General features: G+C 38.2%; 14 protein-coding genes. 6 read left to right on the top strand and 8 right to left on the bottom strand.

All coding sequences use genetic code 11. The annotated features are described in order from the left end of the window. The first annotated feature begins 34 nt into the window (after positions 1-34). Positions 35-370, top strand: coding sequence for a hypothetical protein (locus N745_RS12405; RefSeq protein WP_051453402.1), 336 nt, complete (start codon positions 35-37; stop codon positions 368-370). A gap of 42 nt (positions 371-412) precedes the next feature. Then, positions 413-2299, top strand: coding sequence for a putative bifunctional diguanylate cyclase/phosphodiesterase (locus tag N745_RS12070; RefSeq protein ID WP_051453403.1), 1887 nt, complete (start codon positions 413-415; stop codon positions 2297-2299). On the opposite strand, the gene N745_RS0111250 is transcribed toward N745_RS12070, so the two are convergent. Both N745_RS0111250 and N745_RS0111255 read right to left on the bottom strand, forming a co-directional pair. Then, positions 2296-2544 (bottom strand): hypothetical protein, encoded by a 249-nt coding sequence (locus N745_RS0111250; RefSeq protein WP_157833767.1) that lies wholly within the window; start codon positions 2542-2544, stop codon positions 2296-2298. The genes N745_RS12070 and N745_RS0111250 overlap by 4 nt on opposite strands. Positions 2545-2564: 20 nt before the next feature. Then, positions 2565-4331 carry a Na/Pi cotransporter family protein gene (locus N745_RS0111255; RefSeq protein WP_024852231.1) on the bottom strand — a complete coding sequence of 589 codons (1767 nt, stop codon included), beginning with the start codon at positions 4329-4331 and terminating at the stop codon, positions 2565-2567. 176 nt (positions 4332-4507) lie between these two features. Between N745_RS0111255 and N745_RS12410 the strand changes: the two genes are divergently transcribed. After that, the gene (locus tag N745_RS12410) at positions 4508-5773 is read left to right on the top strand and encodes a GGDEF domain-containing protein (protein WP_024852232.1); all 1266 of its coding nucleotides are present in this window, start codon (positions 4508-4510) and stop codon (positions 5771-5773) included. 3 nt (positions 5774-5776) lie between these two features. Here the strand turns inward: N745_RS12410 and nhaD are convergent, their stop codons facing one another. Next, positions 5777-7195 carry a sodium:proton antiporter NhaD gene (gene nhaD / locus N745_RS0111265; RefSeq protein ID WP_024852233.1) on the bottom strand — a complete coding sequence of 473 codons (1419 nt, stop codon included), beginning with the start codon at positions 7193-7195 and terminating at the stop codon, positions 5777-5779. A 74-nt stretch (positions 7196-7269) separates the two neighbouring features. Here nhaD and nhaA point away from each other — a divergent pair, with 74 nt between their 5' ends. Beyond that, entirely contained in the window at positions 7270-8634 is a 1365-nt protein-coding gene (gene nhaA, locus N745_RS0111270; protein WP_024852234.1) for a Na+/H+ antiporter NhaA, read from the top strand. Positions 8635-8656: 22 nt separating this feature from the next. Here nhaA and N745_RS0111275 read toward each other — a convergent pair whose 3' ends face one another. Next, positions 8657-8869 carry a hypothetical protein gene (locus N745_RS0111275; RefSeq protein ID WP_024852235.1) on the bottom strand — a complete coding sequence of 71 codons (213 nt, stop codon included), beginning with the start codon at positions 8867-8869 and terminating at the stop codon, positions 8657-8659. 2 nt (positions 8870-8871) lie between these two features. After that, positions 8872-9291, bottom strand: a complete 420-nt coding sequence (locus tag N745_RS0111280) for a secondary thiamine-phosphate synthase enzyme YjbQ (RefSeq protein WP_024852236.1) — start codon at positions 9289-9291, stop codon at positions 8872-8874. A gap of 176 nt (positions 9292-9467) precedes the next feature. Here N745_RS0111280 and N745_RS12415 point away from each other — a divergent pair, with 176 nt between their 5' ends. Next, positions 9468-12203: a methyl-accepting chemotaxis protein gene (locus tag N745_RS12415; protein WP_024852237.1), complete on the top strand. Its 2736-nt coding sequence runs from the start codon at positions 9468-9470 to the stop codon at positions 12201-12203. Positions 12204-12221: 18 nt separating this feature from the next. Here the strand turns inward: N745_RS12415 and N745_RS0111290 are convergent, their stop codons facing one another. Then, entirely contained in the window at positions 12222-12653 is a 432-nt protein-coding gene (locus tag N745_RS0111290) for a hypothetical protein (protein ID WP_024852238.1), read from the bottom strand. Positions 12654-12685: 32 nt separating this feature from the next. Continuing rightward, positions 12686-13312: a TetR/AcrR family transcriptional regulator gene (locus N745_RS0111295; protein WP_024852239.1), complete on the bottom strand. Its 627-nt coding sequence runs from the start codon at positions 13310-13312 to the stop codon at positions 12686-12688. Positions 13313-13447: 135 nt separating this feature from the next. Between N745_RS0111295 and N745_RS0111300 the strand changes: the two genes are divergently transcribed. Continuing rightward, entirely contained in the window at positions 13448-15538 is a 2091-nt protein-coding gene (locus N745_RS0111300; RefSeq protein WP_024852240.1) for a M3 family metallopeptidase, read from the top strand. Here the strand turns inward: N745_RS0111300 and N745_RS0111305 are convergent. Then, a complete protein-coding gene (locus N745_RS0111305) occupies positions 15535-16536 on the bottom strand; it encodes a lipid A-modifier LpxR family protein (RefSeq protein WP_024852241.1) in 1002 nt (333 codons plus the stop codon). The two genes, N745_RS0111300 and N745_RS0111305, sit on opposite strands and share 4 nt — an antisense overlap. Positions 16537-16682: the final 146 nt, after the last annotated feature.

The raw sequence follows: 16682 nt of genomic DNA on the forward strand, positions 1-16682 counted from the left end.
ACATTTAGAAAATTCTCCAAAATTAAAAAAACGATTGGATCAGGTTTTTTTAGATAAAGAACCTTTGTCATTAACGCAAGATGCGGTTTTAGATAGCCTGTTTCCACTTAAAGCAGAGCAAAGATGTTTGGTATGTCATACACAAGCGAAAGTAGGGGATGTATTAGGAGTGATGCACTTTCGTCAAGATATGCGTCAAACCTTATCTGATGCTAATCAACGATTTTTGCTTTTTTTCCTTCTCTTATTGCCTTTACCTATTATTGTTGCTTATTTAATTACTTTAAAACTCAGCGGTTTTTTAGAAAGAGTAATTAGCTCTCTTCATGAAAAAATAGAACATATTCATAAGATTAGAGATTTAAAATAAATCCAACCATCAGATATTTTTTCAAAATTTAAAGAACTCGAAATGCTGGGTGTAGAGTTTGAAAAACTATCCGATAAGTTGCAGATGGTTGCAGTGGATAGAGATATTCTTGAATTTGAAATTAAGCTTTTAGATAAATTTATTATTACATCTGAAGTGGTTCGAGATTGGAAAGAGCATGTTAATCAACTGATTGTTGAAATCACTAAAATTTTACCGATTTATGGGCTTTTTGTAGTTTTCAGAACGGATGATGAAGAACGTTTTGGGATGGAAATATTTTGGGCAGGTACGCCTTCAGAGGAAATGAAAAAGCATTTTGAAAAGTTAGCTGAAGCCCAAATTTTAGAGCACCCTATTTTAAAATTGAACCCACAAATTGATGTTCATCATAGTATTGCTGATGAAAATCTTCGGCTAGAAGATAATCAAGAAAATATTGAAACTCAAGCCAAAAGTTTAATGCTAGAGCAGCCTCGTATTGGTGGTGTGGTTGGTATTGGTGTTCAGGCAATAAATCAAGATTTAACTCGTACTATCGTTATTGAAAGTATTTTAACGACTTTGATTAATGTAGTTGGTTCTATCAAAGCCATTAATAAATATACTCATGATTTGGAATATTATGCGACTCGAGATCCTTTAACCAACCTTTATAACCGTCGTGTATTTCATGAATTACTGGAATATGAAATACAACGTGCTGATAGACATGAGTATCACTTCTCATTGATGATGATTGATTGTGATAATTTTAAAATGATTAATGATCGATATGGCCATGCATTTGGTGATCAGATGTTACAAGCTTTGACTAACAAAGTAGAGGAAGCTTTGAGAGGTGAAGATGTATTTGGTCGTTATGGTGGTGATGAATTTTGTGTGCTGTTACCAGAGACGGATATAGAGAAAGCGCATGTGATTGCACAGCATATTATGGATGAAATTCATCAAATCGAAGAAATTCATCCTAGTGGTGAAAGGGTTCATTTAACCTGTTCTATTGGTTTGGCTAACTATCCTGATCATGCTGATAGTGCAAAAGACTTATTTATTGTTTCTGACAATATGATGTATAAGGGTAAACGAAATGGTAAGAACCAATTTTGTTTCCCTGATGAAGATGAGCTTGCTGAACTTTATCGTAGAAATACTGAAAAAAGTGCATTCATTATGCAAGCTTTAGCGGATGAAGATTGTATTGAACCGCATTTTCAACCGATTTTATCTTTTAAAAATCATAAAGATATTCAAGTACACGAATTGTTGATGCGTATTCGTAAAAATGATGAATTAGTGTCAGCTGGTGAGTTTATTGATATTGCTGAAAACATGGGTGTTGTGCATCAACTTGATTATCTATTAATCAAAAAAGCATTTATCAAAATGCGGCAACAAAATTATCAAGGTTTGATGTTTATTAATATTTCGCCTCGTGCCTTAATATTGAATGAATTTATCAATAAGGTAAAAGAGCTCGCAAGAGAGTATGAAATAGTGCCTAGTCGCATTGTTTTTGAAATAACTGAGCGTGAGACTGTAAGAAACATCAGCCTTTTAGAAAAGTTTGTTAAAGAACTTAAATTTGAAGGCTTTATGTTTGCCATTGATGATTTTGGTTCCGGTTTTTCGTCTTTTCAATACATAAAACGCTTCCCAATCGACTATTTAAAAATAGAAGGGGAGTTTATTAGCAATATGCTGAATGATCGTATTGATTATGCATTTGTAGAAAGTGCGGTCACACTAGCAAAATCAGTTGGTATTGAAACCGTTGCTGAATTTATTGAATCTGAAGAAGTGTTAAAAGCTGTTCAAGATTGCGGTATTACTATGGCTCAAGGCTATTTTATAGGTAAAGCTGAGCTAGAGTTTTTAGACCAGGTTCCTGATAGAGTTCTTAATGTTTTGGATTTAGATAATACTTAATCTGCCTGTTTATAGCCTAATTGACGCATACAATCCTCATAAGAGATTGCACCCATTTCACCTTTATAAATATTCATTTTAGACACGCCATTCCGGTTGTTCCATGCACCAGTAGCTTCGCCTTTACAGTAAAGCATGTCATTACGGTATTGATTATTGGTTTGCCCTGATTTTTTTAGAAATGCTTGATTATGAGCACAACTGCTCAAAAGCAATATGCCTGCAAAAATACCTAGTTTTTTCATAATAAATCCTAATTTTTTCATTAATTTTGTGGTGATTCCAAACCCTTGGTTTGTAATCTTGCAATCCTTTTAGATAGAGTGTGTAAACGTTTCAGTGCATCGACAATTTGCATTTCTATTCTAAAAATAATCAGTCTGGATTCATCTGATCTCATATGTTTCACTTGATGTTTTAATGTCATTTGTATCATTTCATCAATGGCTGCTTTTGCTGAAAACACTTCCAAAGCTTTTTCTTTTTGCTGCTCATCAAGAGCAATTAAAGCATTATTTAGAGATTTAACCACTTCTTTGGTGATATTACCCATTAAATCCTGCATGGTAGGGCTAACCTTGAGTTGGAATTCAAACGTTTGATGGCGGGCATCTAACAGTCCATTTTCAATGGTTTCCATTACCGATTCTAATATGTTCGATATGGTAATCAATTCAACATATTTTTGTTGTTGGGTTTCATCAAGATTAGATTGAGAGATTTTGCTTAAATACAGCAATATTAAATGTTGATATTGTCGAAGCTGTCGAAGTGATTTTTCTTCAAATTTAAGAGCATTTAATTGAACAGGATAGTTATTGTTTATGAAATGTTGGAATAGATTATTCAGTTTTTCACGAAAAACATTCAGTTCCATTACAACTGCACCAAAAGCTAATTCAGGGGTTTTTAGAAAGTTGTCATCCAAAAATTTAGGATCGAATGATTGTTGTTTTTCTTCATCCAAAACGGGTACGAAACGGTAAGCTAGCCAAACAAATAAACCCAGTAAAGGTAAAAATAGAATCAGAGCAGAAAGTTTGAAAATTGTATTGGCATTGGCAATCTCACGAGGTGTATTTTCTGCCAGGCTGGCCATAGAATTTAAGTCAGTTCCTGTCATTGGAGAAATATAAACAGCTAAAGCTGCTAACACACTAATAAACGGTAACCAAAGTAGCACGCCAAATACATTGAACAGCACATGAATCAAAGCTGCTCTAATCGCTTCTCGAGATTGTCCGATGGTAGCGAGAACCGCTGTAATACAAGTACCTATGTCAGCGCCCATCGATAGAGCAATACCGTTGGGTAAGGTCAAAAATCCTTGGCTTGCCATGACAATCACAATACCAATAGTTGCTGAAGAAGACTGTACTAAGGCAGTAAACCCCAGGCCAATCAAAATGCCGTAAAGTGGATGGTTAAGTTCTCTGATTGTTTGTAAAAAAGGCTCATAGGTTTTGAGTGGAGACATACCTTCACCCATTAAATTCATGCCGATGAAAAGTAACCCAAGACCTAAAAGCAATTGGCCGAAATTTTTTCTAACACGTGTTTCGCTCATAAATTGAATTAGAAAACCGACAAAGACCATTATGAGTGCTAGGTTGTAGATTTTGAAAGCAACGATTTGGGCAGTGATTGTTGTCCCTAAGTTTGCTCCCATTATGATGCTACCCGCCTGCATAAGCGTCATCATGCCTGAAGCAACAAAACCGATGACTAAAACACTAGTGACGGAAGAAGATTGGATAATAGCAGTTACGAAAGTACCAGATAGGGCGCCCATCACTCGGTTGGTGGTTAAGGTAGCTAGCAGTTGTTTCATGCGGCCACCGGCAATTGCCAACAAGCCTTTAACCATCAAATCCAAACCAAAGAGAAAGAGTGCTAGACCGCCTAATAATTGCAACAGCATTTCATACCAATTCAGGGTAGAAATCATTTCTCTTGGTAGAACAGCCAGTGCAGTACCTGACCAAAAAAGTAGCAGTAGGAGAGTTTTGACAGGTTTTATTTTGATTTGCATAGGTACAGCTTTAAACAATGGATATAAAGGTTATTCTGAACCCGTTTAGATGTTTATGGGTATTTTTTTGATAAAAATTTTTATTTTTAAATAAACGAATTTTGGGTCTTTTATACGATTTTTTATGTATTATGAAATTACTGTTGCTTGAGAAAGTCTATTAGAAGGATCTATATATGACTCATAGATCAACGCGAGAGATCATCGATGATCTCTATGAAAAGTTTTATCAAGAGCTGCTGTCTGAACCGCATTATGCAGTGTTTTTTGAGAAACAAAATATTAATTCAATCAAGCAAAAACAAGCTCAATCTCTTTTTGATCTACTCAGTCTTTCTGACGAAGAAATCCATGAAAATGGTCTTTTACTTGGCAAAATTCATGTCAATATCGGCCTACCTTTTGAAGATTTATATGCGGGTTATCACAAACTTCAGCAATTAATTCCGTTATATTTTGATGAATATTGGTTGGCAAATCACCAACTTTTCCGAAGATTGAGTTTACAAAAAGATGCTGTTGCAAAAGGTTATTTGATTAGTTATATCGAGCAACTTAAGCAAGAAATTGACACGACTATAGATAAACGCAGACTTTTACTCCGAGCCAATTTTTCAGAGTTGGCAAACTATCCTTTGGTTTGGTTCCAAGAAATTTTAGTTCACTTATCCGACAAAAAAAATCCTTTACCGGAAATGGATCACAATTTGTGTTCGTTAACAGATCAATTAGTTAATCATACTTGTTTGAAGGAGTCCGAAAGAGCAGAGTTGCTCCATACCCATACGGTACAGCATATTATGGGTAATAATTTTCTGTTTTTTGTTAATCATAAAGAATATACGTTAGCGGTATTTTTGTTATCACGTTTTTACGGCCTGACTTTAGATTTATCTAATCGTATTGGCCTGGCTTTTCAAATGTCGTTTATTCAGGAGCTGCAAAAAGATCCTTTAACGCATTTTTATCTGCGACATGATATGGAAAGTCTTATTGAAGAAGTGCTTCAAATTTCTGTGACTACAAAGCGGAATGTTGCCATTGTTATGCTTGATTTAGATGACTTTAAACAGATTAATGATCTTTACGGACACTTGGCGGGAGATAATGTTTTAAAAGAAATTAGTGAATTGTTTGCCCAAATTGTTAGAGAATCAGACAAGATTTTTCGTTATGGCGGAGAAGAATTTTTGATTTTATTGGACGGTGCTAATATTGAAGTAGCAGCAACAATCTCTGAGCGTTTGCGTAAGCTGATTGAAGAACATGATTTTTCAATTAACGAAACGGTAAAAATGCACATTACCGCCAGTATCGGTATTGCTGCTTATCATCCGAGTATGATGGAAAAAGTGCCTAGTGCTAGACACTTTATTGATACCTGTGATCGTATGTTGCTTAGAGCAAAACGAAACGGTAAAAACCGTATTGAGTATTGCTAAATCTTAAAACAAGTTAGCGTTAATCAAGCTGTGAACCCAAATACTGGCAAAATAACCCAATAGAATCGCTGGCATCCATTTTAAATGCCCGACAAAGGTATATTTTCCTTTTGATTGTCCCATCAGTGCAACACCCGCTGCAGAACCAATAGAAAGTAAGGAACCACCAACCCCCGCGGTTAAAGTGACTAGTAACCATTGACCGTCTGGCATGCTTGGATTCATTGTTAGTACAGCGTACATAACAGGGATGTTATCAACAATCGCTGATAAGAAACCTACTGCAATGTTAGCTTCTGTCGCGCCCCACTGGTTATACATAACATTGGAAGCCACAGCAAGATAACCAATCGTTCCTAAACCACCTACAGCGAGAATTACACCGAAGAAGAATAAAAGCGTATCCCACTCTGCACGGGCAATTTTGTTGAAAATATCAAAACTGACGGGTTGAGAAATGTGTTTGATTGAACCATCGCTTCCTGTGTTCATTTCATAAGACAATTCCCCCGTTTTCTTTAGATAGAAAGCAAAGAACTGTAAATAAGCTAAACCGGTCATCATGCCCAATACGGGAGGCAGTTCGAGGAAGTTATGGATAGAAACTGCAGTTGCAATGGTTGCGAAGAACAAGAAAATAATGCGCTTTGCACCACGTTTCATTTTGGTAATTTCTTCTAAAGCATCAGGTTTTGATTTTGGCAGGGCTAAAGACATGAAAATCGCCGGTACAACAAAGTTCACCAAAGCTGGAATAAATAAGTCGAAGAATTCATGGAATTTCAACAAACCTTTTTGCCAAACCATTAGCGTGGTGATATCACCAAATGGGCTGAAAGCACCACCCGCATTGGCAGCGATAACAACATTAATAAAGCTCAGTGTAACGAACTTCGGTGAGTTTACACCTACAGCAAGGATAACAGCGCCCATTAGCAAAGCGGTTGTTGAGTTGTCTGCAACCGGAGAAATAAAGAAAGCTAAGAACCCGGTAATCCAAAAGAGTTGTCGGTAAGAAAAACCTTTAGAGACCAACCAACCGCGAAGCGCGTCAAATACATGGCGCTCTTCCATTGCATTGATATAAGTCATGGCTGCCAGTAAGAATAAAAATAGTTCGGCATATTCTAAAATATTATGGCGTACAGCCTCTTCAGCTGCATGAGGGAAACCGTGAGTATGCATGACATAGGCAATCAGTATCCATATCAATCCCGCAGCTAGAATCACAGGTTTTGATTTACGAAGTTGGGTAAATTCTTCTGTCATTACCAGTAAATAGGCGACAACGAAAATACCCAAAGCAGTATAACCAATCCAATGTGTTGTTAAATCTAAACTGCTGGGTGTTTCCGCAGCGAAAGCAAATCCCGGGATGAATGAGATAGCCAGAACGAAAAGAGTGGACAGAAATGTCTTCATCACTATTCCTTTAAAAAGCATTAATTATGTGTATTATAAGGAATTGATGTCATAAATGGGATTAATCAAAGCTGATGCAGAGTTTTAAAGAATATAAGTTGTATGCGCCTTGGGAAAAGGCATTTAACCGTCTTGCTACACCTTTTGAACGTTTCCTTCATCAACAAACCACCACGGGTTTGGTGTTGATGTTTATGACGGTGGTTGCACTGATTCTAGCCAATACACCTTTAGCAGAAGCCTATAGTCATTTGTTTCATACACACATTGTTGTGGGTATTGGTGATTTTAAAATTGATCACTCTTTACATCACTGGATTAATGATGGATTGATGGCACTGTTTTTCTTTGTGATTGGTCTTGAAATTAAACGAGAAGTGCTTGTTGGTGAACTTTCCGATATTCGCAATGCTATTTTGCCGATTATCGCTGCATTAGGCGGTGTTATTATGCCGGCTATGCTTTATTTCGGTATTAACCAAGGCTTGCCAAGTGAAAATGGCTGGGGAATCCCAATGGCAACGGATATCGCGTTTGCCATCAGTGCGTTGGTGTTGCTTGGCAGAAGAGTTCCAACGGCATTAGTGACATTTTTAGTTGCCTTGGCAATTGTCGACGATTTGATGGCGGTTGTTGTAATCGCCTTGTTTTACACTGAGCAAATTCACTTTATTCCATTATTTGTGGCACTTGGTTTTTTCCTAGTGTTGATCTTGTTTAATCGTTTTGGTATCCATAAACCTTTACCATATTTCATCATTGGTGGCTTGATGTGGGTCGCTATGCTGGAGTCCGGTGTGCATGCAACCATTGCAGGGATTTTAACGGCTATGGCTATTCCAGCTAAGCCTTCGTTTAATCCTGAAGCATTTGACTCACAAATCAAAACGTTGACCGAAAAATTCCGTTCTTACAATGTTCAGAATGATTTTCAGCTTCATGAAAAACAAGAGCCTATTTTGCATGAAATCAATCATACAGTTCATGCAGTACAAGCACCATTGAATCGTTTGGAGCATGATTTTCATTTGCCGGTCAGTTTAATTGTCATTCCTTTGTTTGCATTGGCAAATGCCGGGATTACGATAGACTTTTCAGCAATGGAAAGTATGATTATGGAACCCGTTACTCTAGGGGTTATTATTGGATTGGTAGCAGGGAAAGTCATCGGTATTGCTGGGGTGTCAATGCTGGCTATTAAATTAGGTATTGCGCGTTTGCCGACAGGATCAAGTTATTCTCAATTGCTCGGAGTGTCTTTCCTTGGTGGGATAGGGTTTACCATGTCTATTTTTATTGCCGGACTAGCTTGGCCAGCTAATGAAGCTTTCTTATTACAGGCTAAGGTAGGTATTTTACTCGCATCTTTGTTTGCGGGACTATTTGGTTTTATGTGGTTACGCTTCGTTGCGAAACCAATCCATTTAAAAGATATTTAATCCCTATTTGAAATGATGGGATTCAATCAAGCGTTGGATGTATCAATGTATTGGGTTCCGTCATTTCTTCATTCGCTTCGGAATTGAAGTGAATTTCATAATGCGTAAAATCCGTATCCTTTATGCTGATAAGTTGTTCCGCGACTTTTTTTAAATAAACGGAATCATAATGTTTGGCTTTAAAAGTCAGGTTGTGTTTTCCATACACCTTAAGCACAAACTCTTCGTCTTTCATTATTATTCTCCTTGTACCGTGATCACAATACGGCGCTCAAATCGACCAGTACGATGTTCATATAGAAAAATACCCTGCCAGGTACCCAAATTCAAAAACCCATTGGTGACCGGTAAGGTTTGGCTCGATTGGGTAATCATACTACGAATGTGACCACTCATATCATCGTCACCCTCGTAATCATGACGATAGGATGGGTCGCCATCTTTAACGGTTTTTTGCATCCAATATTCAATATCTTCCCTTACGGTTGGATCGGCATTTTCAGTAATGATTAAAGAAGCCGATGTATGTTGACAAAACACATGACACAAACCAGTCTTAATGCCTGATTCTCTGACACATTGCTCAATTTTATCCGTGATTGAATAAGTTCCTCGATTTGGGGTATTAACGTTTAACGTGGTTTGGAATGTTTTCATATTTTCTTAAAAAGACCTACAGATTTGTATTTTACCGTTTCACATGAAACATTTTACTACGTAAAAAAACTAATTTATTGAAAGTAAAAGAGATTTTTATGATGTTTCATAAAAGGTTAAAAATTCCTTAACGATGGATTGCTAAAGTACGCGCTGTCATTGCAAAGGAAAATAGAATGTTAAAACTCAAAAATAAGATTATTTTGAACTTAATGGTTGTCGGAATTTTACCACTAATTGTAGTAGTTTCTATTTCTTGGTTTCTAACTAAGAATGAAATATCTAAAGAAACCTATAGCCACTTAGAAGCCGTTAGAGATCTTAAAGAACAGGCGTTAACAGACTATTTCCAACAGGTAAAAGCGCAGCTGGTCAACCTTTCTGCCACCAGCCGAGTTCAAAGAATGGCAGGTTACATTGCACCTAACTTTGCCTATATGGTCGATTTTTTAGCGGTAAACAAAACCGAACAAAAAGAAGCCGTAAAAAATTATTGGAAGACACAGTTTGCTAAAGAGTATCTAAAACGTAATCCTGGTAGTCATCTTAATATCGATAAGTATTTTGATCAGATGGATCCTTCTGCAATTAGCGCGCAATATCTGTATTTAGCCTCTAATCCATTTCCTTTGGGGCAGAAAAATAAACTGCTGACAGCAAAAAAAGATGAGTCACCTTATTCTGACTTTCACTCGCTAAACCATGCGTTTTTTAATCAGTATCTGAAGAATTTTGGTTTGTTTGATATTTTTGTTATCAGTAATGATGGCAGAGTAGGTTATAGCGTTTATAAGAATCTTGAGTTTGGTACAGACTTGAACAAGGGGCCATGGAAAAAATCAGGTCTGGCACGTGCTTTTCAAGCGGCTAAAAAACTCAAAAAAGGGCAAGTCTACTTAGAAGACTTTGCACTTTACACGCCTTACTATGATGCACCAAGTAGCTTTATTGCTACGCCGATTTTTGATGATGATGGGCGCCAAGGCACATTGGTTTTCCAATTGCCTTTAGATCGTATTACCCAAGTGATGAGTGCTCGTTCAGGAATGGGTAAAACGGGTGAATCTTATTTGGTTGGTCCCGATGGTTTATTGCGTTCCGATACCTTTCTAGATGCGTCGCATTTTAATGTTGTGAATGCTTTCCGTGATCCTAAGCAATATAAAATTATCTCTTCACAGGTTAAACAAGCGATTGCAGGCAAAAAAGGATCGATGTTAACAACCAACTATCTTGGTCAATCAGTGTTATCAGCCTATGGACCAATCAAAATCCTCGACAAAAACTGGGGCATGATAGTTGAAATCAATAAAAAAGAAGCCTATGCCTCTTTAACCCAGTATCTTCAACTTATATTGGTAATCACAGGGGTGATTTTGATTGTGTTGTTAGTAATGGGCATATTCTTAAGTCACAGTATTACCAAACCGATTTTGAAAATTGCTAAAACCATTCGTACCGTTGGTAAAACAGGGGACTTCTCTTTGAAGTCTGATGTTAAGTCAAAAGATGAAATTGGTGAAATGGGACAAGCCTTTAATGAAATGACATCGGATTTATCTGCCATTTTCGGTGAGATCAATTTTGTAGTGGATCAGATTTCAAAAGGACAGTTCCAACATAAAATTACCGGAGAATTTTCAGGGGACTTGGCAACATTGAAAACAGGTGTGAATACTTCTGTTGAGATGATCGAAAAAACCATGAGTGTGATTCGTTCTGCGCTAGAAAACTTGGAACAGGGTGAATTTAAAACCAATGTATTGGTAGATGGCGAAATACAAGGTGAGTTCCAGCAAATATTATCAAATTTAGGTTCCGCAATGCAGGGTCTGGATGCGATTATCAATGAAATTAACCAAGTGATGCGTGAAGTGAAACATGGCGTGTTTGATCAACGTTCAACTTCTGAAGCCAAGGGAGATCTTAAGTACCTGCAATCGAATATCAATATTTCATTAGATGCGTTGCAAAATGCATTCTCTGAAATTAAGCAGGTCGTTGAAGCTCAAGCTCTGGGTGATTTAACGCAAAAGGTTCAAGGTGATTATCCAGGTGACTTAGGTGTGCTGGCCAAAGACCTTAACCGAGCGACTGAATCAAGCCAAGTGGCATTGCATCAAGTAAATACCAATGCCCGTTTGGTCTTTGACAGTGCTCAAGAGATTGCTAAAGGAAGTGAAGACGTTTCTTTAAGAACACAAAATCAGGCGTCGGCGCTTGAAGAAACGGTAGCAACCATGGAACAGATGAATTCTGCCGTTGCACAAAATGCAGAGAATGCGCAGAGCGCAGCAGAGAAAGCTGAATCCACAGCAAAAATAGCTGAAGAAGGCCGTGTGGTGATGCAGCAGCTACAAAATGCGATGGTCGATATTTCAGAGTCCAGTCAACGTATTCCAGCCATTATCGAGTTGATTGAGAGTATTGCTTTCCAAACCAATCTATTAGCGTTAAATGCAGCAGTTGAAGCTGCAAGAGCAGGGGAGCAAGGACGAGGATTTGCGGTTGTAGCCTCTGAAGTCCGTACGCTTGCCGGGAAGTCCACCTCTGCGGCGCATGACATTAAAGTACTGATTGAAGATTCCGTTTCTAAGGTTGAGACAGGAACAAAATTGACTGAGTCTTCTATGGCGTTCTTAAACAAGATTCATTTAGGCATAACAGAAGTCAACAATGTGGTTGCCGATATCAGCCATGCGACTGCGGAACAAAGTCTCGGTATCCATCAGGTGAATACTTCCATGACGTCAATTGATGCAGATAACCAGCAAAATGCTGCTCTTTCAGAGCAAACTGCCAGCGCGGCAGATGCTTTGAAAGAAATGGCTGAAAAGCTTGAACAATCGGTTACTCAGTTCAAGCTATCAGCCTCAATCGAAAGCTTGGAATATGAAAAAGAGGTGGCTTAAACCTCTTTTTAGAGGGTTTTAAAGCTTGAGCGCCTTTACTTTGATTTGGTAAGCTTTATGGCAAGCAACACAGTTTTTTTGTAATGCCGCCAAACGGTTTAGGATGACCTCTTTATCACCCAGACTTGAAGCTTCATCAGCAATGCTTTCAAAGCCACGATGTGTTTCTGGACCTAATTTCATCATACCAGGTGGTAGTTGTTTTTTAAGCGATAGAGGAGTGTTCTTAATCATTTTGATACCTACTTCTCGCGCTGATTTTTCCACTTGGTCCATATTATCTGCCAGGCTGGCCTCTAGTATTTGTTGGCTGGCAGACATGAAATCACGCATTTCTTGTAAGAACATGGCTTTTTGTTCTGCAGATAGCCACACAATGGTTCGGTTATCTGCATAGCTATTGGCTGAAAATATCAGCCCCATTAACATCAATAAAAGATTTCTTTTCATCACTACGCTCCTTTGCGCTTGTTACTTAATGTTTAGTGAATTTTTACTGCATTATTAATCAAACGATAAATTTCGTTGGTTGCTTCATCTAATGTCGGATCAAGTGGTTGCTCGGAGCCAATAGCATCACGCATTGGCTTACTGGTGATAAAGAAACATAGGCTGCCGATAATCATAAAGTGCGTGGTTAAAGGGTCCACTTTAGCGAAGATGCCCTGTTTTTCCCCCTCAAGCAGAATGGTTCTCAGAGCTTCAAGTAAGCGCTGCATTTGCTGTCTGGCTGCTATGGGCATGTGGATGCCGCCAGAGGCGATTTCTCGCATTAGAATGGATGGCATTTGGCTGTGGGTTTGAGTTTGCTTTGCAAACGTCTGTACAAATGCCCAGAGCTTGTCTTCTACTCCCGTTTGCGATTCAACTTGAGCGATGACCGCATCTGCTACAGTCGCAAACAGGTCATGCAAACAAAAATCATAAAGATTTTCTTTGCTTTGAAAGTGATAGTAAATGCTCGCTTTATTTACCGCTATAAGTTCAGCCAATTCATCCATAATCGTGCCGTCATAGCCTTTTTCTGCAAACAGTTTGGTAGCGGCCTGTTGGATTTTGATCGCGGTTTTAGATGTTTTTTTATTCAATGGCATTACTTCGTTCATCATAGGTTTTTCATTGTTTGAAATTATTTAACTATACAGTTTAACTATTTAGTTAAATAAGTCAAAAATTTTCACAACGCTGTTGATGCACTATAATTTGTACACTTAAATAAAAATGATTAAACAAAGGGCATAAAGATGCAGAACTCCGAAGTTTCGACGAATCCTCTTTTGGATATAAATGGTTTACCGAGATTTGATGCGTTTCATGTGGAACACATTAAACCCGCTGTCGAAACTCTGATCAAAGAAAACCTAGAAAAGATCGAGTATTTGATTGAGGAATCAATCGCGCCGACTTGGGAAAATTTTGTTCAGCCGCTAGAAGTACTGAGTAACCGTTTGGAAAGAGTTTGGGGGCCGGTCAGTCATTTAGATGCAGTGAAAAATAATGATGCTTGGCACGAAGCTTATAATGAGTGTCTTGCACCGATTACGGATTACTATGCACAGATGGGTCAAAACAAAGGTTTGTTTAAAAAGTTTGAAGCCATAGTTAATTCAGCGGAATATCACAGCTATACACTTGCTCAGAAAAAGGTTGTGGAAAATGCATTACGGGATTTTCGTTTATCCGGTATCGATCTGCCAAGTGAAAAGCAGGATGAATACAAATCTATCTCGCAGAAATTATCGCAATTGAGCAGTCAGTTTAGTAACAATGTTTTAAAAAGTAGCCAAGCTTGGTCAAAGCATATTACAGATGAAGCTGAGTTGTCTGGACTGCCAGAAACTGCAATGGGTTTATTGAAGCAACTCGCTGAACAGCGTAGCGAAAAGGATGGAAAGTCTTATCCGGGTTGGATGGTGACGTTAGATTTTCCATCTTATCTGGCAGTGATGACACATGCAGATAATCGCTCTCTAAGAGAAGAGGTGTATAAAGCATTTTCTACTAGAGCATCTGAATTGGCAGATAATCCAGCCTATGATAATTCCGACTTGATTAGACAAATCTTAGATTTACGCCATCAAAAAGCCCAATTACTTGGTTTTGATCATTATGCAGATTTATCGCTTGCAACCAAAATGGCAGAGTCAATCGAGCAAGTAACAAGCTTTATTCGCGATTTGGCAACACAATCCAAACAACAAGCCGAGCTTGAGCTCAATAAACTAAAAGACTTTGCCAAAACCCTTGACCCCAGCCTGGTAGATTTTCAACCTTGGGATGTTAGCTATTGTTCTGAGAAATATAAGAATGAAACCCTGTCTTTATCACAGGAAGTACTTCGTCCTTTTTTTCCGGTGGAAAAAGTATTGGGCGGTCTATTTAAAATTACCGAGACTTTGTTTGGGGTAAAAGTCCAGCAGCGTGAAGATGTAAAAACCTGGCATAAAGATGTGCGTTTTTATGATGTCATGGGTAATCAGAATGAAGTTGTGGCGTCTTTTTATCTCGACTTATATGCCCGAGAAAATAAGCGTGGTGGCGCATGGATGGATTCGGCAATCAGTCGTTGGAAATTGCCATCTGGAGAAATTCAAACGCCTGTAGCTTATTTAGTGTGTAACTTCACGCCGCCAGTCGGCGATAAACCAGCGTGTTTAACGCATGACGAGGTAACAACCTTATTCCATGAGTTTGGTCATGGTTTACATCACATGTTGACGGAAATGAGCCACTTTGATGTTTCTGGCATTAATGGTGTGCCCTGGGATGCAGTAGAGTTGCCATCACAATTTATGGAAAACTTTTGCTGGCATAGAGAAAGCTTAGATTTAATGACTTCTCATATTGAAACAGGCGATTGTCTGCCGGAAGAGTTATTGCAAGCATTGCAAAAAAGTAGAGGTTTTCAGTCGGCAATGATGATGTTACGTCAATTGGAATTCAGTCTGTTTGATTTTGTTGCACACGCTGAATATGATCCGAATGAACCCAAAGAAATTCTGCAGCTTGCACAAGAAGTACGTGATGAAGTAGCTGTGATTCAACCACCTGAATACAGTCGTTTTGCACAAAGTTTTAGTCATATATTCTCAGGTGGCTATGCTGCAGGCTATTTCAGTTATAAGTGGGCAGAAGTACTGTCTTCAGATGCGTTTGGGTTATTTGAAGAAGAAGGCATCCTTAACCCAGATATTGGCGCTAAGTTTAAAAACACGATTTTAGCTGCTGGCGGTTCTGTTCATCCGATGACATTGTTTAAAAGTTTCCGAGGGCGCGAACCACGGGTTGAAGCTTTATTAAGGCATTCTGGCATTAAGGTGGAAGATGCTGCTTAAAATCCCCAGTGAAAATTTAAACTGGAATAGCGGAAACGCTTTTCCGGTTGATTATCATAATATTGTGGCGTCGATTTGGTGCTGTAATTAACACTAAATTGATTGTGGGTAAGGCCGATACCGACATCAAATAATGGAAAAAACTTTCGTCTATTTACCAATGGCCTATCATCGGTGAATAAGCGGCCATCGGTGATTCGATTGTAAATTTCATAATTGACATTGATTGTTGAATAGACAAACCACCCCCATCCCCATCCAAATTTGATGGTGTTGAGCTGGTTATCGAAAAAATTGGGTGAACAGTTAGAGGCATAATCTATGCCTAAACCACCTCCTAAATTGGTTCTCAATGTTCCTAGCTGCCCACTTAGTGTGTAAAAACTATGGAAGCTGTCATTTGATAATTGTGATATATCGCTTTGTATACTTAGGTTGAAGTTGATCGTTGGTTGATTAGGGTATTGATGGTTCCAGCCTCTTTCATTGCTGTTTCCGATCAGTTTGTGAACGCCGTTTTGGATCTCTTCTCCACCGCTACCTGGGCCAATCCATCCCAGGTTCAATTCCATTCCCAGTTGTTGTTTTTGATAGGACTCTATATGGCGAAAGGCAAAATAAGTCCAACCGGTATTTGCCAGTGGTTCTATTTGGTTACCATCCTTTTTTCTGAGGGTGTAAATTTCTGTGGCTAAAATGAGCTGGTCTATTTGGTCGCTTTTAGGTGAGAAATGGGGGCGTAGAGGCTTGAAAAGAGGAGAAAATATCTGTTCGTTTAGCTTGATTGAGTTTTCAGTCCAATAAAAATGACTGCCGGCCGTATATTCCCGATCTGTCCCAAAAAGAATATCGTTATCCAAATTAAACACAATTTGAGTTGTGCCATTGTTAATCAATGTGCCGGCATAAGCTTTTGTTGTAAAGACTACAGCTGCAAACACAAGCGGTGTCTTTATCAAAAGAAATAAGGCAAAACGGTGCCTTATGACAGAAATCATTTTATGTCCATATTATTTTTATATAGTGTAGTGAATATTACACTTTTGCATGATGAAAATCACCAAGTATTCTTTATTGATAAATCATTATCAGATTGATTTAACCCATAATAAGAATGAATCGTGTTTTTAGGTGAAGTTGTTAT

This window comes from Hydrogenovibrio kuenenii DSM 12350, assembly GCF_000526715.1.
Lineage (GTDB): Bacteria > Pseudomonadota > Gammaproteobacteria > Thiomicrospirales > Thiomicrospiraceae > Hydrogenovibrio > Hydrogenovibrio kuenenii.